This is a genomic window from Kitasatospora cinereorecta (assembly GCF_024172095.1).
Taxonomy (GTDB): Bacteria; Actinomycetota; Actinomycetes; order Streptomycetales; family Streptomycetaceae; genus Kitasatospora; species Kitasatospora cinereorecta.
Map to the genome: position 1 here is coordinate 1367807 of NZ_JAMZDX010000002.1, position 21412 is coordinate 1389218.

The window sequence follows — 21412 nt, forward strand, 5'->3', positions numbered from 1 at the left end:
CATGGCAGCCGAGCTGATCGCCGAACTGAGCGGCGCAGGCGTCGAGTTGTGGGAGGAGGACGGCAACCTCCGCTACCGAGCGCCCAAGGGCGCGCTGACCGACGACCGCCTGAAGCGCCTGCGCGAGGCCAAGGCAGCCGTCCTGGACCGGCTGCGCGCCGACCGCACCGAGGCCGTGGTCGTCCCGGACCCCGGGGCCCGGTACGAGCCCTTTCCGCTGACCGACGTCCAGCAGGCGTACCTGCTCGGCCGCAGCGAGGTGTTCGACCACGGCGGCGTCGCCTGCCACGTCTACCTGGAGGTCACCTACCCCGACCTCGACCCGGCCCGCGCCGAGGCCGCCTGGAACCGGCTGGTCGAGCGGCACGACATGCTGCGGGCCGTCGTCGAGGCCGACGGCTACCAGCGGGTGCTGCCGGACGTCCCGCATCTGCCGGTGCCCGCCGCCGACCTGCGCGGCGCGGGGGAGGAGGCGGTCCAGGAGGAACTGGCGGCCGTGCGAGAGGAGTTCGGCCACCGGGTGTACCCGACCGACCAGTGGCCGCTGTTCGACCTGCGGGTGACGCGCACCGACGAGCGGGCCGTGCTGCACCTGTCGATGGACTTCCTGATCGCCGACTGGGCGAGCATCTGGCTGCTGCTGGCCGAGTTCGAGGCGCTGCACGCCGACCCGGACCGCGAACTGCGGGAGCTGGAACTGACGTTCCGCGACTACCTGCTCGCCGAGCGTCGGCTGCGCGAGACCGGTCGGCACCGGCAGGACCGGGACTACTGGTGGGAGCGGCTCGACGAGCTCCCCGCCGGCCCCGACCTGCCGCTCGCCGACTTGCCGCTCGCCGAGCGGGAGGACGTCCCGGCACGCTTCCGGCGGCGCTACCTCAAGCTGGACACCCCGGTCTGGGAGGGACTCAAGCACCGCGCCCAGCAGCGCGGCCTCACCCCCTCCTCGGCCGTCCTCGCCGCCTACGCCGCCACCCTGGAGCGCTGGAGCCGCAGCCCCCGGTTCAGTCTCAATCTGACGGTGCTCAACCGGCTGCCGCTGCACCCCGAAGTCGGCCGGGTGGTCGGCGACTTCACCTCCGTCAACCTGCTCGCCGTCGACTGGGGCACCGGCAGCTCGTTCACCGACCGCGCGGCCGCGCTCACCGCCCGCCTCTTCGACGACCTCGACCACCGGCTCTGCTCGGGCGTCGAGGTGATGCGCGAACTCGCCCGCCGGCGCGGCCGCGAGGCGGCGCTCATGCCGATCGTCTTCACCAGCGCCATCGGCCTCGGCGAGGGCGACGACGGCAACCGGGCGGCCGGTCGGCTCGACGGCCTCGGCATCACCCAGACCCCGCAGGTCTTCATCGACTGCCAGGCCATGGACGACGCCGACGGCCTCCAGGTCAACTGGGACATCCGTGACGGAGTGTTCCCCGACGGACTCGCCGACGACATGTTCGACGCCTTCGAGGCACTCCTGCGCGGCCTCGCCGCCGACGAGGCCCGCTGGGACGCGGACGACACCGTGCCGCTGCCCGCCCGGCAGGCCGAGGAGAGGCGACAGGCCAACGACACCGCCGCACCCCTGCCCGACACCCTGCTGCACGAAGGCTTCTTCGCCCAGGCGGCCGAGACCCCTGACCGCCCCGCCGTGATCGGCGCCCAGACGACTTCCTACCGCGACCTCGCCGACCGGGCCGCCGCCGTCGCCGAGGCGCTGCGCGCCCGCGGCTGTACGGCGGGCGAGCGCGTGGCGATCGTCATGGACAAGGGCGTCGACCAGATCAGCGCCGTCCTCGGCACCCTGCTGGCCGGCGCCGTCTACCTGCCGGTGGACACCGTCCAGCCGCCGCTGCGCCGGGCGACCATCCTGCAGGACGCCGGGGTCCGGCACCTGCTCACCCAGTCCTGGCTGACGGACGGCCTGCCCGCCGACGCGATCGCGGTCGACGAACTCCGGCCCGTGCCGGCGCCCGCCCACCTCACGCCCGCCGACCCGGACACCCCGGCGTACGTCATCTACACCTCGGGCTCCACCGGCCGGCCCAAGGGCGTCGTGGTCAGCCACCGCGCCGCCCAGAACACCGTCGTCGACATCAACCGCCGCTTCGCCGTCACCGCCGAGGACCGCGTCCTGGGCCTCGCCAACCTGGGCTTCGACCTGTCGGTGTACGACATCTTCGGCCCGCTCGCGGTCGGCGGCACGCTCGTCCTGCCGGACCCGGCGCGCCGCACCGACCCCTCGCACTGGGCCGAGCTGATCGCCGAACACGGCGTCACCCTGTGGAACTCCGTCCCCGCGCTGATGCAGATGCTCGCCACCTACCTGGCGACCGAGCCCGCTCTCGACCTGCCCACGCTGCGCACCGCCCTGCTCTCCGGCGACTGGATCCCGCTCACCCTCCCCGACGAGATCTCCGGCCGCCTTCCCGGCCTCCAGGTGGTCTCCCTCGGCGGCGCGACCGAGGCCGCGATCTGGTCGATCCACCACGTGTACCGGGGTCTTGAGCCCGGCTGGCGGAGCATCCCGTACGGGCGCCCGCTCGCCAACCAGGCCTTCCGGGTGCTGGATGCGCGCGGCCGCGACTGCCCGGTGTGGGTGCCCGGCGAGCTGTACATCGCCGGAGACGGCCTCGCCCAGGGGTACCTCGGCGACGCCGGGACGACCGCGCACCGCTTCGTCACCCACGGCGGCGTCCGGCTCTACCGGACCGGTGACTTCGGCCGCTACCTGCCCGGCGGGGAGATCGAGTTCCTGGGCCGCGAGGACACCCAGGTCAAGGTGCGCGGCCACCGGATCGAGCTGGGCGAGATCGAGGCGGCGCTGCTGGAGCACCCGGCCGTCGCCGCCGCCGGGGCGGTCCTGGACGGCTCCGCGGCGGACCGCGGGCTGCTCGCGGTCGTCGAACCGGCCCGGGTGCCCGCCGACCGGCCCGGCGACGGGCTCGCGGAAGACGTCCGCACGGCGGCCGACGGCGCGGTCGAAGGGCTCGACCGCGCTCTGATGGAGACGTACGGGCAGCATCTCGACGCGGCCGTACTCGCCTCGATGGCGCACGCCCTCCGCACGGTCGACGCGGCGGACATCGCGCCAGAGCACCGCTGGCTGGTGCGCCGCTGGCAGGCCGTGCTGGCCGAGGCCGGGCCGGTCGACCCGGACAGCGCCGGGCAGCACTGGGCCGGGCTGGAGGGAGTCTGGACGGACGCGCTCGGGTCGGCCGAGTTCGTCGCGTACCTGCGGCGCAACGCCGAGCTGCTGCCCGAGCTGCTGACCGGCCGCCAGGACCCGGTCGCCCTGCTCTTCCCGGACGGCCGCTTCGACACCGCGCACTCGCTGTACCGCGAGCACGTGATGGCCCGCTACCTGAACCGGGCCGTGGGCCGGGTCTTCCGCCGCATCCTCGACCTGCACCCCGGCGACCGGCCGCTGCGGGTGCTGGAGGCCGGTGCGGGCACCGGCGGTACCACCGAGGGCGTCCTGGAGGTGCTGGCCGGCACCGGCGCCGAGTACCTGTTCACCGACGTGGCGCCGTTCTTCCTGCCCGAGGCGAGGCGCCGCTTCGGCGGCCACGACGGAACCGGCATCGGCTTCGGCGTGTTCGACGTGGACCGCGACCACCGCGCCCAGGGCCTGGCGCCCAACTCCTTCGACGTCGTGCTCGCCGCCGGGGTGCTGGAGAACGCCCGCGACATCGAGGTGTCCCTCGCCCGGCTCGCCGAGCTGGTCGCGCCCGGCGGCTGGCTGGTGCTGACCGAGCCGACCCGCGAACACCCGTGGATCCTCGCCTCGCAGGCGTTCATGATGACCGAACCGGAGGACGAGCGCCGGGCGGGCGGCCCCTCGTACCACGACCGGGACGCCTGGCTGGAGCTGCTGGCCGCCGCCGGTGCCGAGGACGTGCTCTGCCTGCCCGAGGCCGGGCACCCGCTGGAACCGCAGGGCATCCACCTGTTCGCCGCCCGGCTCAAGACCGACCGTGCGCCGGTGACCGAGAACGAGCTGGTGAGCCACCTGGCCGCCCGGCTGCCCGCGCACATGCTGCCCTCGCACGTCCAGATCGCCGACGCGCTGCCGCTCACCGGCAACGGCAAGGTCGACCGCCGCACCCTCGCGACCTGGCGGCCCGCGCAGGCCGCCGCCCGCCAGGCGGACGGGGGCGACCGGCCCGCCGACGCCCTGGAGTCCGCGCTCGCCGAGCTGTGGGCGGCCGCACTCGCCTGCGGCCCGATCGGACGCACCGACAACTTCTACGACCTCGGCGCCGACTCCCTGATCATGGCCCGGATGGCCGGACGCCTGCGCGAAGAGGTGCCCGAGGCGGCCGACGTCGCGTTCGACGCCCTGCTGCGGCACCTGCTCAACGAGCCGAACACCGCGGCCCTCGCCCGCTTCCTGCGCGGCCGCAGCACCCCGGAACCCGTGCCCGGGCGCGGCACGTCCGGCAACGCCCTGCTCGTGCCGTTCAGTACAGGCGGCGACGGGCCGCTGCGGGTGATGTTCCACGCCGGCCTCGGCACCATGGACTGCTACCGCCCGCTCGCCAAGGAGTTGGTGGCGCAGCGGCTCGGACCGGTGCTCGGCGTCGTCATCGACGACACCGAGGTCTACTGCGCCCTCGACCCGGCCTCCGTGATCGAGAAGGCCGCCGACGACTACGCCGAGCGGCTGCTCGCCGAGGGCCACACCCGCTTCCAGCTGATCGGCTACTGCCTGGGCGGCCTGTACGCGACCGAGGTGGCCCGGCGGCTCGCCGAGCGCGGGGCGGAGGTGGCGGACCTGGTCCTCGCCAGCAGCCACCCGGTGGTCGTCGACGTCGAGGACGACCTGATGATCGAGACACTGTTCGTCCCCAATCTGCACCTGTCGTTGGACCGCATCGGCTACGGCCCGGTCCAGGCCCACTCCGCGGTCCGCGCCTTCATGCAGGTGATCGAGCGCAACGGCGGCAGGGTGCCGGCCGGATCGCTGGTCGAGGTCGGGGGAGACGCCGAGCTCGACGGGATCGCGGACTTCTTCCGCCGCCTGAGCGCCGACACCCGTGAGGAGCGGTTCGCCCGGTACGCGCGGGCCGCGAGCGAGGCCACCGGGCAGGAGACGCTGCCCGAGATGGTCGGCGCGATGTTCCGGGTGTTCCGCCAGAGCTTCCTGTCCGCCCGCTTCACACCGGAGCCGTACGCCGGGGACATCCGCTTCCTGCGGCCGCGCGGCGCCTCCGGCTTCGCGCCGGGCATGGACGAGACCACACTCGCCTTCTGGCGCGAGGTGTGCGTCGGCGAGTTCGCCGTCACCGACATCGAGGGCAACCACTTCAGCTGCATCGAGGAGCCCAACGCCCGCCGGGTCGCCGACCTCGTCGCCGAGCCGCTGCGCCGGAACCGGGAGAACATCCGATGACGACCTATCAGGAAATCCTGGTCGACGGCCCGTTCGACCCGGTGCTGACGGTGGCCCACCTTGCCTCCTCCGGCCTGCTCGGCGAGCACGTCGTCTACGAGCGCGAGCGCTGCTGGCATGTGGCGGCCCGTCCCCTCGGCGAGATCCGGGTGGACGCACGGCAGGTGCACAGCGGCTTCGACGGCAGCTCGCGGCCGTGGTCGGGCACGCCCTGGAAGCAGGTGGCACTGGCCCTCGCCGAGGTGCCGGTGCCGGGCTGGAACGCCTACGGCTGGGCCGGGTTCGAGCTGGCCTCGGGCACGGGTGCGGAAGGGGAGACCCTGGCGCACCTGATCGTCCCCCGGCTGGAGCTGCGGGTACGCGAGGAGAGGATCCTGGTGCGCGCCCTGGACCGGGACGTACTCGATTCGGTCCGCACGCTGCTCGGCGAAGCGGCCACCGAGCCGTCCGGGGTGCCCGCCCCGGTCGCCACCCGGGCCGAGGACTCCGGCTACCGGGCCGCCGTCGCGCACACCGTGGCGGAGATCGGCCGCGGGCGGCTGGAGAAGGCGATCCTCTCCCGGGCCGTGACCGTGCCGTACACCGTCGACCTGCCCGCCACCTACGTGCGCGGGAGGCGGGGCAACACTCCCGCCCGGTCCTTCCTGCTCGACCTCGGCGGCTGGCAGGCGGCCGGATTCAGCCCGGAGACGGTGATCGAGGTCGACCCGACCGGCACCGCGTCCACCCAGCCGCTCGCCGGAACCCGCGCCCGCACCGGTGACCCGGGGACGGACGCGGTGCTGCGCGAGCAACTGCTCGCCGACCCGAAGGAGGTGTTCGAGCACGCGCTCTCGGTCCGCCTCGCGGTCGAGGAGCTGAGCGGGGTGGGGCGCGAAGGTTCCACCAGAGTCGAGGAGTTCATGGCGGTGAAGGAACGCGGCAGCGTCCAGCACCTCGGCTCCCGGGTCACCACGCAGCTGTCCCGCGGCCGCACCGCCTGGGACGCCCTGGGGGCGGTCTTCCCGCCGGTCACCGCGTCCGGAATCCCCAAAGCCGCCGCGTACCGGCTGATCGCCGAGCTGGAGGGCGAGCCGCGCGGCCTGTACTCCGGCACCGTGCTGATGGCCTCGCACGACGGTTCGCTGGACGCCGCCCTGGTGCTGCGGGCCGTCTACCGCCGCGACGGGCGGTGCTGGCTGCGCGCGGGCGCCGGCGTGGTCGGGGCGTCCCGGCCGGCCCGCGAGTACGAGGAGACCTGCGAGAAGCTCGCCGCGGTCGCGCCCTACACCGTCCCCACGACCTGAGAAAGGCCCACGCCCATGCTGGACGGATTCACCCCGTGGCCCGAGGAGTTCGCCGCCCGCTACCGCGGACGCGGCCACTGGCAAGGTCGCACCTTGGGCTCGCTGCTGCGCGACCGGGCCGCCGATTCACCCGACCTGCTCGCGGTGGTCGATGCGCACCGCCGCTGGACATACCGCGAACTCGACCGGAGGGCCGACCGGTTGGCCGCCGGACTGGACGGCCTCGGCATCCGCGCGGGCGACCGGGTGCTGGTCCAGCTGCCGAACGTGGCCGAGTTCCTGGCGCTCGCCTTCGCCTGCTTCCGGCTCGGCGCCATCCCCGTCCTCGCGCTGCCGGCGCACCGGGAGGCCGAGATCACCCACCTGGCCCGGCTCGCCGAGGCGGTCGCCTACGTCATCCCCGACACCCATCTCGGGTACGACCACCGCGAGTTGGCGCGCACCCTGCTCGACCGGGCACCGAGCGTGCGGCACGTGCTGGTCGTCGGCGAGCCGCAGGAGTTCACCGCCCTCGCCGACCTGGCCGGAGCCGAGCCGCGCGCGCTGCCCGAGCCCGATCCGTCCGAGGTCGCGCTGCTGCTGCTCTCCGGCGGAACCACCGGGCTGCCCAAACTGATCCCCCGCACTCACGCCGACTACGTCTACAACGCCACGGCCAGCGCCGAGGTGACCGGCATCGACACCGACAGCCGCTACCTGGTCGCCCTGCCGATCGCGCACAACTTCCCGCTGGCCTGCCCCGGCGCCCTCGGCACCCTGCACGCCGGCGGAACGGTGGTGATGGCTCCCACTCCGAGCCCCGACGACGCCTTCCCGCTGATCGAGCGGGAGCGGATCACCGTCACCGCGCTCGTCCCGCCGCTCGCCCTGCTCTGGCTGGAGGCCGCCGACTGGGGGATCGCCGACCTGAGCAGCCTGCGTCTGCTCCAGGTCGGCGGGGCCCGGCTCAAGCCCGCCACCGCCGCGCAGATCGAACCGGTACTCGGCTGTCGGCTCCAGCAGGTGTTCGGCATGGCGGAAGGGCTGCTCAACTTCACCCGCCCGGACGACCCGGACGACCTGGTCCTGGAGACCCAGGGCCGCCCGCTCTGCGCCGACGACGAGCTGCGCATCGTCGACGCCGACGACCGGCCGGTCGCCCCCGGCGACGTCGGCGAACTCCACGTGCGCGGCCCCTACACGCTGCGCGGCTACTACCGGGCCGACGAGCACAACCGCGCCGCCTTCACCCCCGACGGCTACTACCGCAGCGGCGACCTGGTACGCCAACTGCCCAGCGGCCACCTGGTGGTGGAGGGGCGGATCAAGGACGTCATCAACCGCGGCGGCGACAAGATCCCCGTTGAGGAGGTCGAGAACCATCTGCTGACCCACCCGGCCGTCCACGACATCGCCCTGGTGGGCATCCCCGACGACGCCCTCGGCGAACGAAGCTGCGCCTGCGTGATCGCCCACGGCACCCCGCCCACCCGCGCCGAACTCAACGCCCACCTCGTCGCGTCGGGCCTGGCCGCCTTCAAACTGCCGGACCGGGTCAGGGTGGTGGAGGACTTCCCGCGCACCGCACTCGGCAAGGTCAATCGGCGGGCCCTGGCCGCGCTGCTCGTCGAGCGGGCGTCCGTCTGAGCGCTCGGCCTCCGGTCGGGACTTGCTCCCCGGCCTTGCTTGATGCATATGATAACCACTACCGATAAGCCTGGTCGCCGAGCCGACCCCGGCGGCCTGGCGTGAGTCGGTGGTCACCGCTGGGCCCGGCGCCGACGCCCGCCGCGCAGCCGCGCGGTCACCGGCGCCGTCGTGTCCCGGCTGGCCGCTCCGACCGGTCTGCGGGGTCGGCCAGGCACGACGTAGCGCCCGCCGACGGGCGCGTACCAGTGCGACCTCATCTGTTCAGAGTCAACCGATCGAAGGAGACACCCATGGTCTCGCCGGAGACAGCAACCGCGCTCGACGCGCGGTTCGTCCAGGACGCGCACGCCGTCGCCGAGCAGCTTCGGCGCGAGGGGCCGGTGCGGCCCGTCATCCTGCCGACCGGTCTGCCGGCCTGGCTCGTCACCGGGTACGACGACGCTCGCGCACTGCTGACCGACAGCCGGCTGAGCAGCGCCGGCGTGTACGACCGCCTGGAGAAGCTGCGGGAGGCCGCCGACGGCAAGCCGAGTTCCTTCTCCAGCGACCTCGCGCGGCACCTGCTCAACACCGACCCGCCGGACCACACCCGGCTGCGCAAGCTGGTCAACAAGGCGTTCACACCCCGGACGATCGCCCGGCTGCGGCCGCGCATCGTGGAGATCGCCGACGAGCTGCTGGACACACTGCCGCTCGGCGAGCCCGTTGACCTGATCGCGGCGTACGCCTACCCGCTGCCGATGATCGTGATCTGCGAGCTGCTCGGGATACCCGCGACCGACCGGTCGAGGTTCGGCGAGTGGTCGAACGTCCTGGTGTCGTCGGCCCCCGCCGAGGAGATCGGCGCCGCGTCCGCCGCGATGGGCGGCTACCTGGCGGGACTGGTGGAGCAGAAGCGGGCCGAGCCCACCGAGGACCTGCTCTCCGCCCTGGTGCACGTGTCCGAGGACGGCGACCGGCTCTCGCTCCCCGAACTCATCGCCATGACGTTCATTCTGCTCATCGGTGGCTACGAGACCAGCGTCAACCTCATCGGCAGCGGTCTGTCCGCCGTCCTGCACCACCCGGACCAGCTGGCCGAACTGCGCGCGGAACCGGCACTGCTCCCGAGCGCCGTCGAGGAGTTCCTGCGCTTCGAGACCCCCAACAACACCGCCTCGCCCCGGTACACCACCGAGGAGGTCGAGGTCGGCGGCGTGCGGATCCCGGCCGGCGCGTTCGTGCTGATCTCGCTGCTGGGCGCCAACCGCGACGGGAAGCGCTTCGAGGACCCCGACCGCCTGGATGTGCGGCGACCCGCCACGGGCCACCTCGGTTTCGGGCACGGGATCCACTTCTGCGTCGGGGCGCCGCTCGGCCGGCTCGAAGGCGAGATCGGCATCGGACGCCTGCTGGAGCGCTTCGAGCACCTCGAACTCGCCGCCGAGCCGGGCACCCTGCGGTGGCGGGCGAGCACCGCCATCCACGGCCTGGAAACGCTCCCCGTGCGGCTGGGCTGACGTGCGACGAGACCGCCGCCGACCACCGGAGAGCGCGGGAGCCGCGCACCACGTACCGAAGGACAGCACATGTGCGGGATAACCGGATGGGTCGCCTACGACTTGGACCTGACCACCCGACGATCCGTGATCGAGGACATGACCTCGACCATGGCCGACCGCGGGCCCGATGCCGCCGGCACCTGGGTCGGCCGCCACGCGGCGCTCGGCCACCGCAGGCTCGCGGTGATCGACCCGGCCGGCGGCCGCCAGCCCATGGAGATCGGCACACCGCGCGGATCCGTCGTCCTGGTGTACAGCGGAGAGACGTACAACTTCACCGAGTTGCGCCGCGAACTTCAGGCCCGTGGCCACCGGTTCCGCACCGGCAGCGACACCGAGGTCGTCCTGGTCGGCTACCTGGAGTGGGGCGAGGCCCTCGCCGACCGGCTCAACGGGATGTACGCCTTCGCCATCTGGGACGAGCGGGACGAGAAGCTCGTCCTGATCCGTGACCGGATGGGCGTCAAACCGCTGTACTACCACCGCACCCCGGACGGTGTCCTGTTCGGCTCCGAACCGAAGGCGATCCTGGCCAACCCGGCCGCCAGCCGCGTGGTCGACACCGACTGCCTGCACGAACTGATCGGCTTCACCAAGGCACCCGGCTGGTCGCTGTGGAAGGACATGCACGAGGTGGAACCGGGCACCGTCACCACGGTGGACCGCACCGGCGTCCGCCACCGGTCCTACTGGCGGCTGCCCACCGCGGTGCACACCGACGACCGGGCGGCCACGGTCGGCCGGATCGGTGAGCTGCTGACCGACATCACCGACCGGCAACTGGTCGCGGACGTGCCGGTCTGCGTCCTGCTCTCCGGCGGTCTCGACTCCAGCTCCGTCACCGCGCTGGCGGCGGCGCGGGCCAAGGAGCAGGGCGGGGTGCTGCGCACCTTCTCGGTGGACTTCGCCGGACAGGAGGAGAACTTCACGCCCGACGAGCTGCGGGAGACACCCGACTCCCCGTTCATCCGCGAGGTCGCGGCCCACGTCGGCTCCGAGCACCACAACGTGGTGCTCGACTCCGCCGACCTGGTCGAGCCCGAGGTGCGCCGGGCGGTCGTCGCCGCCCGCGACATGCCCATCGGCCTCGGGGACATCGACTCCTCGATGTACCTGCTCTCCAAGGCGATCCGCCGGCGGTCGACCGTGGCCCTGTCGGGCGAGTTCGCCGACGAGTTGTTCGGCGGCTACATCTGGTTCCACCACCCGGCCGCCCGCGATGCTCCCACCTTCCCCTGGCTCGCCTTCCAGAACGCCCACACCACCGACCGAACCGCCCTGCTGCGCCCCGAGGTGCGCGAGAAGCTCAACATCCCCGGATACATCGCGGACCAGTACGCGACCGCGGTCGCCGCGGTCGAGCACAGCGGCGAGGAGAACGACTTCGAGCGGCGGATGCGGGTGATCTCCAACCTCCACCTGACCCGCCTGGTACGCGCGCTGCTCGACCGCAAGGACCGGATGTCGATGGCGGCCGGGCTGGAGGTCCGGGTGCCCTTCGCCGACCACCGGCTGGTGGAGTACGTCTACAACACACCGTGGGCCCTGAAGAACTACGACGGCCGGGAGAAGAGCCTCCTGCGGGGCGCGGTCCGGCACCTGCTGCCGCCGTCGGTGGTCGACCGGGTCAAGAGCCCGTACCCCTCGCCTCAGGACCCCCGGTACGCCGAGGCCCTCCAGGCACAGGCACGCGAGGTCCTGGCCGAGCGGACCAGTCCGGTGTTCGACCTGGTGGACCGGGCCTGGCTGCAGAACCTCTGCCGCCTGGACGCCGCCACGATGGCCGCAGACGCCCGGCTCGGTCTGGAGCGGGTCCTGGACCTCTACCACTGGTTCGACCTCTACCGGCCGCAGCTGCGGATCAGCTGACGCCCGACGCTCGGCCATCGACCCTTCCGTCCCGGTGCCCGGGCAGCCACATCCCCAGATCAGGAGCTCACGTGAAGCAGGAACACGCAACCGCAGCCGCCCCTCCCGCCGACGCCGTCGCGGCACTCGCGGAGCAGCTTCCCGGAGCCCGCCGATGACTCGCGAGCGGCCGCCGGGCGGCCTGCGGACCGTCCTCGACCTGGTCGCGCTCGCACCCGCCGTGCGCACCCGGCTGCGCCGTGCGGCCCTGCTCGGCGTGGTCGGCGGGGTGAGCGCGGTCGCCGGCTTCGTCAGCGCGGCGTTCGCCGTGGGCGAGCTGTTCGCCGACCACCCGTCGGGCGAGGCGGTCACCGCCTGGGCGTGCGGCGCGCTGGCCGGCCTGGTGACCGGATTCGCCTGCCGGCTGCTCGCCGAACACCTCGCCCACGAGGCGAGTTACCGCCTGGAGGTGGAGCTGCGGCGGGCACTGGCCGGTGTGCTCGCCCGGATGCCCCTCGGCGAGGTGCAGCGGCTGGGCTCGGGCCGGATCAAGAAGATCGTGCAGGACGACGTCAAATCGCTCCACAACGTCGTCGCGGACGCCCTGCCGTTCGTCGGCTCCGGGGTCGCCCAACCGCTGGCGGCGCTGCTGGCCCTCGGCGTGGTGCAGTGGCGGCTGCTGCTCGCCGTACTGCTGATCGTGCCGGTCGCGATGATCTGCCTCTCGCTGCTCTCCCGCGACTACACGGAGCAGCGCGAGCGGTACAACACGGCGAGCGAGAACGTCAACGCCGCCGTGGTCGAGTTCGTCCAGGGCATGCCGGTGGTGCGGACCTTCGACGACGGCCAAGCGTCTTTCGGCCGGTTCGCCGCCGCGGTGGGGGAGTTCACCGAGTCGGTGGCCGGCTGGCTGGCGACCTCCCGCGCCTCCGGGCTGCTGACCCGCCTGTTCATCGTGCCGCTGCCGACCCTGCTGGTCATCGCCGCCGGCGCCGTACCGATGCTCGAGATGGGCTGGATCCGGCCGAGGGACCTGCTGCTCGGCCTCCTGGTCGGCGCGATGCCCATCGAGGCGATCGCCCCGCTGATGCACCTGACCAACTACATCAACGACTCCAAGGCCGGGGCGATCCGGATCCGGGAACTGCTCGACCGGCCGCCGCTGCCCGAGCCCGAGCACCCGCGCGAGCCCGAAGGGTCGGCGGTCGCGCTGGAACAGGTGGTCTTCCGCTACGCGGCGGAGCGTGGCGAACCGGTGCTGGACGGCATCGATCTCGACATCCCGGCAGGCACGGTCTGCGCGCTGGTCGGTCCCTCCGGGGCCGGCAAGTCCACGGTGGCCAGGCTGATCCCGCGCTTCCACGACGTGGACTCGGGCGTGGTCCGGGTCGGCGGCGTCGACGTCCGAGACATCCGCAGCGAGGTCCTGCTGCGGCACGTCGCGCTGGTCTTCCAGGACCCGTTCCTGGTGGCCGGCACCGTCGCCGAGAACATTCGGCTGGCCCGGCCCGGCGCCACCGACGACGAGGTCCGCGCCGCGGCGCGGGCCGCCGCCGCGCACGACTTCATCGTCGACGAGCTGCCCGAGGGCTACGACAGTCAGGTCGGCGAGCGCGGCGGACTCCTCTCCGGCGGCCAGCGCCAGCGGATCACGATCGCCCGGGCGATCCTCTCCGAGGCGCCGATCGTCATCCTGGACGAGGCCACCGCCTTCGCCGACCCGGAGAACGAAGCCGCGATCCAGCAGGCCCTCGCCCGCCTCACCCGGGGCCGGACCGTGCTGATCATCGCCCACCGGCTGAACACCATCGTGGACGTCGACCAGATCGCGGTCCTCGACGGCGGCCGGATCGTCGAACGCGGGCGCCACGCGGACCTGGTGGCGGCGGGCGGGCGCTACGCGCGCCTGTGGGCGTGTCACACCGAGGCCGCCCGCTGGGGCCTCGCCGCCGCCCGTACCCCGAACCTGGAGGCAACCCGATGAGGCGGATCCTGCGCCTGATGCTCACCGCGGCCGGCCCCTACGCCGCGCAGTTCCGCACCACCCTGCGCGTCTCGCTCGCCGCGACCCTGGTGCAGGCCGCCGCCTACGCCTCGTTCGTTCCCCTGCTCGCCGAGCTGACCCGCGACCCGGTCCGTGCCGGGCGGGCCTGGCTCTGGGTCGGCGTGCTGGCGGTCCTGGTGGCCGTGGAAGCGGCGCTGCGGGTGCGCGAGATGGCCTTCACCTACGACTACTGGCACCTGGTCACGCACTCCACCCGGCTTCGGCTCGGCGCGAGCCTGCGGTCCATGCCGCAGCAGGAACTCGCCCGTCGCGCTGCGGGCGACCTGACCGCGGTGGTCGGCGCCAACGCCACCACCGCCTCTGGCGCGATCTCCTCGCTCTCCACCCTGTTCGTGCAACTGGTCACCGTGCCGGCGGTGCTCGGCGTCGTCGTCCTGGCGCTGGACTGGCGCCTGGGCCTGGTACTGGTCGCGGCCACCCTCGCGGCGCTGCCGCTGGTCCGGCAGGTGCAGCGGCGGTCCAACGCGGGCTTCCACCGGGTCGACGAGGCCGATGCCGCGCTGTCGGGGCGCATCGTGGAGTACGTCCAGGGCCTGCCCGTCCTCAAGGCCACCGGGCAGGCAGGTGCCGACTCGCCGCGCCTGGCCGCCGTGCTGACGGACCAGCAGCAGGCACAGGCCCGGTCCAACCGCTCGGCCTCGCTGCCCGTCGCCGGCGCCCAACTGCTCGTCCAGCTCGCTTTCGTGATCCTCGTCGCGGTGGGCGCCGCGCTGGTCCTCGACGCGCGCCTGTCGCTCGCCGTCCTGGTCGCCGTCGTGGTCACCGCCGCCCGGTTCGCCGAACCGCTCAGCATGGCCGCGACCATGACCAAGCTCTTCGAACAGTCCGAGGCGGCGCTCAGCCGGGTCGACGAGGTGCTGACCGTTGCGCCGTTGACCGTGACCGCCCCCGGAGCCGCCCCCACCACCTTCGACCTCGGCTTCGAGCAGGTCACCTTCGCCTACGACGGTCAGGACGAACCGACCCTGACCGAGCTGGACCTGACCATCCCCGAACGCAGCCTCACCGCGCTGGTCGGCCCCTCCGGCTCGGGCAAGACCACCATCACCAAGCTGATCAGCCGCTTCGCCGACCCGCAGCACGGCACCGTCCGGCTCGGCGGCACCGACCTGCGAACACTCCGACCGGACGAGGTGCTGCGCCACATCGCCGTCGTCTTCCAGGACGTCTACCTCTTCGACGACACCATCCGCGCCAACATCGCGCTCGCCCGCCCGGACGCCACCGACGACGAGATCGAGGCGGCGGCCCGCGCAGCCAACGCCCACGAGTTCGTCCGTCGCCTCCCCGACGGCTACCTGACCCGGGTCGGCGAGATCGGCTCCGCGCTGTCCGGCGGCGAACGCCAGCGCATCTCGATCGCCCGGGCGATCCTCAAGGACGCCCCCGTCGTCCTGCTCGACGAGCCGACCGCAGCCCTGGACACCGAGTCCGAGGTCGTGGTGCAGCAGGCCATCGACCGTCTGGTGGCCGGCAAGACCGTGGTCGTCATCGCCCACCGCCTGTCCACCGTGGTCGGCGCCGACCAGATCCTCGTCATCGACGGCGGCCGGGTCACCCAGCGCGGCACCCACCACGAACTGCTCGACGAGCCCGAGGGCAGGTATGCGCGGATGTGGGCGGCGCAGGTTGCGGCGCGGACGTCCACCGGTTGACCAGATCCTTCCGAAGTTCTCACCTGGTCAAGCCACTTGAGGGCTGGGAGGACGGCGCGGGAGTATCGTTGCGGGCGACAGTCGGAGGACATCGGGGGATGTCGGGCATGGTCGTGGATCCGCAGTCGAAGGAAAGCCTGTCGCCGCGCGGCCATCAGCGGACGGGGCCAGGGCGGGCCCTGATCGCCGCCGGGTGGACCCTGCGGGTGGCAGGGATCGTGGTGGGTCTGGGCGGGACCGGCTGGTTCCGGGCTGGGTTCAGGGACGGCCGCCTGCCGGCCGGTCTCCACCAACCGCTGTGGTGGCTCGGCGAGCTGGGAGCAGTCGTTGCGGCCGTCCTCGGCCTGCGGCTCCTCGGAGTCGGCCGGCGGCTCGTGGTGCGCGGCAAGCAGCACACCACGCCGACCATCGACTCCTTCGACCGGGTTCTCGGGACGCGTTACGTCCTCTACCTGCGCCCCTTCTACAACGATCCGATCCTGGCCGAGCAACCTCTCGACATCTCCGGGGGCTCGGGCACGAGCGACGCCATCTTCTTCATCTCCGGGCTGACCCACGAGGAGGCGCTGACCAGGCGGTTCCGGCGGTTCGGCCGGGTCGTCGCGGTCGGCCGGCCGAACGAGCGACTTCCGCTGCCCGGCGCGTCGCGCGGGTATCTGCCCGACGACGACCAGTGGAAGAAGGCCGTGAGTCGGCTGATCCGGCACGCGCACGTCGTCCTGCTGACGGCGGGCGACGGGCCCGGGACGGTGTGGGAGTTCACGGAGGCGCTGCGCATCCTGCCACCCGAGCGGCTGGTCCTGCTGGTCTACGGCACTCCGGACGACTACGACAGCTTTCGCCGGGCCCTCGGCGAGTACTACGCGTCGCGGTCGTCCGAGGAGCCGGGGGCACCGGACTCCGGTCGCTGGCCGGCTCTGCCGGCACTGCCGGACTTCCCGCCGCCCGCCCGGCCGCGGCGTCCGTGGTGGGAGGTGGTGGTGAACGGCGGCCGGTCACGGCTGCGCTGGGACTTCGTCCTCAAAGGGGTCGTGGTCTTCGACCCGGACTGGCGGGCGACCTTCGTCCGGTTCGATCCGACGGCGGTGCGCGTGCCGAGCGTCCTGACGTTGAACCGGCTGGTCAAGCGCAGACTCAGGCCCACGATCGAGCAGTTGGCCGCACTGCCGCCACGTGGCTGAGCCTGCGGGCCGCGGGCCGGGACGGTCACCGGTCGGGTGCCCGCTCCGCGCCCTCGGGCCACACGATCGCCACCGGCACCCCGGCCCTCCGGGCCGTCGCCACGGCGCTCGCCGTCCCGCCGCCCTTCGCCGACGGCAGCCCGTCCCAGACCGCCACCAACAGCTGGGCCACGGACACGAGTCGGGCGTTGGCCGCCTCGAAGGCCGCCGGTTCCGCCGTGTCGAACGGCAGCACCGTGATCTCGGTGGCTGCCGCCAGCAGGCGGTCGAAGCTCGATGCGTGCTCGGGCGGGACCGTACGGTCCCGGTAGTCGCGGGACGGCAGCACGGCGACGAGCTCGCCCCCGGCTCCCAGCACGGCCTCGGCGAAGATCGTGTCGGCACCCGGAGCGAGGCAGGAGACCCCGACCAGCCGGCGCCCGTCCCCGGTCAGTCCGGCGAGCAGGGTGCCCAGGGCATCCCGTACCAGGTCCTCGGTGGCCGGGGTCAGGCACATGTGCCCGGTCACGGCGATCGTCGACGTCGCGGGTCTGCTCACAGCGCGACGGCCAGGAAGCCCAGCACGTAGGCCGCGCCGAAGACGATGGGCACCCACTGCTCGACGTCGGTGAGCGGCACGTAGGCGCGCCAGTCCTTCCCTTCGCCGAGGCTGCCCCACTCCGCCCTGGAATAGGCGAACGCCGGGAGCCGCTCCTCCAGGGCGCCGATCACCTTGTACTTGGCCGCGTTGAGCTGGCGGTAGGAGCGCACCATGACGAACCAGGTGAGGCACTGGGTGAGCAGGATCAGCAGCCCCGCCGCGAGGACCCACACCGAGACCCGGGCCAGGGCATCCGCCGAAACCCCGGCGAACAGGGCGACCACCGCGCTGTTCAGGGAGAGGAAGAAGGTGTTGGTGAGATTGCGCCGCGAGCTGACCCGGTCCGCCATCTCGACACAGATCTTGTACTGGTTGAGTATCGCGTCCTGGTACTTCTCGGTGGCAGCCGAGTAGCTGTCGGGTCCTACCGCTTCGTTCCACAGGTCTTCGCGGATGTCGGTCATGCGATCATCATCGTCCATTTGTGTTGCGGTTGGCCTGACCTTGCGTCAACTGCGGCCCATTTGACCCGTGCTGGAGTCGGGCGGGAGGCCTGCGGCCGCGGCCAGGCCCGCCGCGAGGTTCTCCCGCGTCATGCGCCGGTCGAGGTACAGCAGCCCCACGGCCAGCGGCGTCAGCGGCGCACTGAGCGTCGTGGTCAGGACCACGGCGCCGCCCACCGCGACGATCAGCAGCGCGAGATCGGCCCCCGAGAGCGTCGACACGTCGAGCTGCTCGGTGGTCAGGGCGTCGGAGAGGACAAGTCGGAGCGCCACCGCCGCGACCACGGACGTGATCGTCTGGGAGACCGCGGAGCCGACCGCCCTGACGGCGTACGTGACACCCAGACTGCGCCACCAGGCGCCGTGGTTGAGCTGCCAGGCGCGGCGGATCGCGGCGGCCGGCCGCTGCCGTTCCATCACTGCGACCGGTACGGCGATGACGAGCCGGACGCCCACGTAGAGGGCGCCGACAAGGCCCGGGACGAGCAGGAACAGGCCGTAGAGCGCCGGGGCGGGGCTGTTCAGCGTGACTCCCAGCAGGATGCTCGGGAGCGCCGAGACGGCCAGGATCCCCAGTGCGGCCGCCGCGGTCAGGAGCTGGGTGCCGAGTACCCGCCCCAGCTGGGGCCGGGCCTGCGCCCACGCTTCACGGGCCGTCACCGACCGGCCCAGCACGGCATGACCGAGCACGGTGGTGCTGAGCGCCGCGGTGGCAGCGTAGGCGACGGTCGCACAGACCAGCACCAAGCCGAACACGATCCCCACCACCCATGCCGCCCGGGTGAACTCTCCGTCCGTCAGCTGCCCGCCTTCGGCTGGAAGCCGTCCGAGCTCCGAGAGCGCCGCCCAGGCGCAGCCGCCGACCAGCAGACTGCAGGCGAGAGCGAGGACGAGCAGCGGCAGATAGAGCGGCTTGCGGTAGCGCCCGGCCGTGGCGAAAACGCCGCTGATGATGTCACTGGGGTGGAGTGGGCGCAGGGGAACGGTACCGGGCTTGGGCGCCGGCGGCCCCGACGCCCAACCGGGCGGCGCCCAGGGGCCGACCGGTACTCCGTCGGGTCCGACCGGCCACTGTCCCCCGCTGGTGGTCATCTCGTCCAGGCCTTCCGACGTGTCCGATGTGCCGGCCCTTCGAGCTTAGGCGAGCCGTTCGCGGAACGGCAGGGGCGGGCGGCGTTCCGGTCGTGCGCCGACTGTCAACCGGAGAGCATGCCGGCGCGATGCGCAGCGCCCCGGCTGCGCCGTCCCCTGCCGCACTGCCGCGCGGTCGCACCATGGGGTACGTATCCCGTCCTGCGGTGTTGTTAGGGATACGTATTGCACCCGCCCTGATTGCTCCCCGAGGTCAAGGGCGGAATCCTCAGTACCGGCGCGAGCGGATCAAGGTCACGAGACCTACGTGGTGACGGCCGGCGGCGCCTGGACGCACCGTGCCGCTGGCCGGGCGGTTGCGCCGGCTCGCTTCGCTGCCGTTTCCGCGGAGGAATCACCGCGCCTCCGGATCCACCCGCCAGCCACTCCCCGGGACCTCGGAGCCCCGCTCCGGAGTCCGCTCCGCGTTCCCTCTTACCTGCTCCACCCGCTCCACTTCGCTTCCCCCACCCTGGAGTGAACCCATGCGATCCACCACGCCCAACCGCTTCCTCAGGGCAGCCGTCACCCGGGCCCTGCCCGCGACGCTGGTTGCGGGAGCCCTGCTGATCGGCGCCGTCCCCGGCCCGGTGGCCGTCGTCTCCCCGGCGGCCGCCGCCGGCAGCGCCCCGGTCGCGCTGACCGGCAAGCAACTGGCCGCGTCCTGGACCGGCCCGCTCTCCACCCAGGGCCGCTACGTCGTCGATGCCAAGGGCAACCGCTTCAAGCTCAAGGCCGGCAACTGGGACGGCGCGCAGAGCCACTACCTCGGCTCCGGCGACGAGAACGACCCGGCCAACAACCAGGCCGGCGAGGTCTCCCACAACATCCCGATGGGTCTGGACCGGGTGCCGATCGCCAAGATCCTGGCCGACTTCCACGCCCTGGGCCTGAACACCATCCGCCTGCCGTACGCCGACGCGATGATCGACGACACCGACACCGTGCCCGACTCGGCGGTGGCGGCCAACCCGCAGCTGCGGGACAAGACCCCGCTGGAGGTCTACGACGCGGTCGTCAAGGCGCTCACCGCCGACGGCTTCGCCGTGGTTCTCAACAACCACACCACCACCTACCACTGGTGCTGCGGCCTGGACGGCAACGAGCGCTGGAACAAGGGCCAGTCCGCCCAGAAGTGGGAGGACGACTGGCTGTTCATGGTGGAGCGCTACAAGGACAACAAGCGCGTGGTCGGCGCCGACCTGCGCAACGAGATCCGCCGCGACGGCACCGACGACCCCAACTGGGACTGGGGCGACGACCACGACGCGTACGCCGCGTACCAGGAGACCGGCAACCGGATCCTCGACAAGGATCCCGACATGCTGATCATCATGGAGGGCATCAACTGGGTCGGCATCCCGTCGGGCATCACCTCCCACTGGCGCCCGAATCTCGAGCCGGTGCGGAACATGTCCAACACCCTGATGTACTCCAACAAGCTGGTCTACTCCGTCCACTTCTACGGTTTCACCGGCCCCAACCACACCGGCGCCTCCGGCGGTTGGCAGAACGGCGAGACCAACGACCCCCGCTACCGCGACCTCAGCCCCGAGGACCTCGAGAAGGCCGTCAACGACGAGGCCCTGTTCGTCACCGAGTCCGGTCAGCACTTCACCGCGCCGGTGTGGGTCAGCGAGTTCGGCACCGGCGGACGCGGCCAGACCGACGCCAAGGAGAAGGACTGGTTCCGCCGGTTCACCGACATCCTGGTCAAGAACGACACCGACTTCGCGATCTGGCCGCTGGTCGGCTGGGCCAACAGCAGCGGCAAGCCCAACGACAACTGGGCCGCCCTGTCCTACGCCGCGAACGGCAAGCGCACCGGCCTGGAGGACGGCGGCGACTGGCGTGCCGCCGACTGGAACAAGCTCGTCACCGCGGGCGGCAAGACCGGCAAGGTCGCCAAGGCCGAGCGCTGGAACATGATCAACCTCGACCACGGCAACCAGAACGCCTCGTCCTATGTCCGTGCCAACTTCCCGATCAAGACCCCGGGCAACCTCCAGGGTTCCTGCCCGGACGGCGAGCGCCTGATCGGTCTCAGCCGCTACAAGCACCGCGGCCTGTGCACCAACGTCAACGAGCCCGCGATCACCAACGACGACTGGGAGGTCGTCACCGACGCCAAGTACATGACCGACGACTGGGCCCCGGGCTGGGAGAAGGCCCAGTGCCCGGAGGGCACCATGGTGGCCGGCTACAGCATGTGGGACACCGCGTTCACCAGCGTGATGTGCCAGCCCGTGGCCGCGAGCCTCGGAACCAGCAACCGCGTCGTCTGGTTCGACCGTGGTGACAACCCGGCCCCGACCGACAAGCAGGCCAGGAGCGACTGGGCGCCCTGGGACTCCAAGGGCCAGTGCCGCACCGACGAGTACCTCGCCGGCGTGGCCTTCAACTGGTCGTCGAGCCAGAAGTACCACGACACCCCCGACGCCCTGCTCTGCCGCCCCCTCGACTGACCCGACCCCATAACCCGAGTGTCCCGCCGCAGGGCGGCAGTCGGCGCCACGGGGACCGGGAGGTGCCGGCCGCGATCGTGATCGTGGCCACCTCCGGGTTCCCGTCGGCCCGGCTGCCGCCCTGTTCCGGTCCGTCCGGACCGCGAGA

12 protein-coding genes are annotated in these 21412 nt (G+C 72.4%); 9 read left to right on the forward strand and 3 right to left on the reverse strand.

Features of this window, described 5'->3' with window-relative positions; genetic code table 11:
• Window position 1 precedes the first annotated feature (1 nt).
• From FHR36_RS12965 to FHR36_RS13000, 8 genes are all read left to right on the forward strand, one after another.
• Entirely contained in the window at window positions 2-5380 is a 5379-nt protein-coding gene (locus FHR36_RS12965; protein WP_253796533.1) for a non-ribosomal peptide synthetase, read from the forward strand.
• Window positions 5377-6666, forward strand: coding sequence for a salicylate synthase (locus FHR36_RS12970; RefSeq protein WP_253796534.1), 1290 nt, complete (start codon window positions 5377-5379; stop codon window positions 6664-6666). The genes FHR36_RS12965 and FHR36_RS12970 overlap by 4 nt, the downstream gene beginning before the upstream one ends.
• 15 nt (window positions 6667-6681) lie before the next feature.
• A complete protein-coding gene (locus tag FHR36_RS12975; RefSeq protein ID WP_253796535.1) occupies window positions 6682-8292 on the forward strand; it encodes a (2,3-dihydroxybenzoyl)adenylate synthase in 1611 nt (536 codons plus the stop codon).
• Window positions 8293-8585: 293 nt separating this feature from the next.
• A complete protein-coding gene (locus FHR36_RS12980; RefSeq protein ID WP_253796536.1) occupies window positions 8586-9794 on the forward strand; it encodes a cytochrome P450 family protein in 1209 nt (402 codons plus the stop codon).
• A 69-nt stretch (window positions 9795-9863) separates the two neighbouring features.
• Complete coding sequence (gene asnB, locus FHR36_RS12985) at window positions 9864-11705, forward strand: asparagine synthase (glutamine-hydrolyzing) (protein WP_253796537.1); 1842 nt, start codon at window positions 9864-9866, stop codon at window positions 11703-11705.
• 154 nt (window positions 11706-11859) lie between these two features.
• On the forward strand, window positions 11860-13668 hold the full coding sequence (locus FHR36_RS12990) for an ABC transporter ATP-binding protein (protein ID WP_253796538.1): 1809 nt from the start codon (window positions 11860-11862) through the stop codon (window positions 13666-13668).
• Window positions 13665-15404 carry an ABC transporter ATP-binding protein gene (locus FHR36_RS12995; protein ID WP_253796539.1) on the forward strand — a complete coding sequence of 580 codons (1740 nt, stop codon included), beginning with the start codon at window positions 13665-13667 and terminating at the stop codon, window positions 15402-15404. The genes FHR36_RS12990 and FHR36_RS12995 overlap by 4 nt, the downstream gene beginning before the upstream one ends.
• Before the next feature lie 98 nt (window positions 15405-15502).
• Window positions 15503-16585 (forward strand): hypothetical protein, encoded by a 1083-nt coding sequence (locus tag FHR36_RS13000; protein ID WP_253796541.1) that lies wholly within the window; start codon window positions 15503-15505, stop codon window positions 16583-16585.
• A gap of 25 nt (window positions 16586-16610) precedes the next feature.
• Here the strand turns inward: FHR36_RS13000 and FHR36_RS13005 are convergent, their stop codons facing one another.
• Genes FHR36_RS13005 through FHR36_RS13015 form a run of 3 tightly spaced genes read right to left on the reverse strand, consistent with a single transcriptional unit; the run spans window position 16611 to window position 18760 of the window.
• Window positions 16611-17081, reverse strand: coding sequence for a hypothetical protein (locus FHR36_RS13005; RefSeq protein ID WP_253796774.1), 471 nt, complete (start codon window positions 17079-17081; stop codon window positions 16611-16613).
• 38 nt (window positions 17082-17119) lie between these two features.
• On the reverse strand, window positions 17120-17629 hold the full coding sequence (locus FHR36_RS13010; protein WP_253796543.1) for a RipA family octameric membrane protein: 510 nt from the start codon (window positions 17627-17629) through the stop codon (window positions 17120-17122).
• A gap of 45 nt (window positions 17630-17674) precedes the next feature.
• Window positions 17675-18760, reverse strand: coding sequence for a hypothetical protein (locus FHR36_RS13015; RefSeq protein ID WP_253796545.1), 1086 nt, complete (start codon window positions 18758-18760; stop codon window positions 17675-17677).
• 524 nt (window positions 18761-19284) lie between these two features.
• Between FHR36_RS13015 and FHR36_RS13020 the strand changes: the two genes are divergently transcribed.
• On the forward strand, window positions 19285-21264 hold the full coding sequence (locus FHR36_RS13020) for a glycoside hydrolase family 5 protein (protein WP_253796547.1): 1980 nt from the start codon (window positions 19285-19287) through the stop codon (window positions 21262-21264).
• The last annotated feature ends 148 nt before the right edge of the window (window positions 21265-21412 follow it).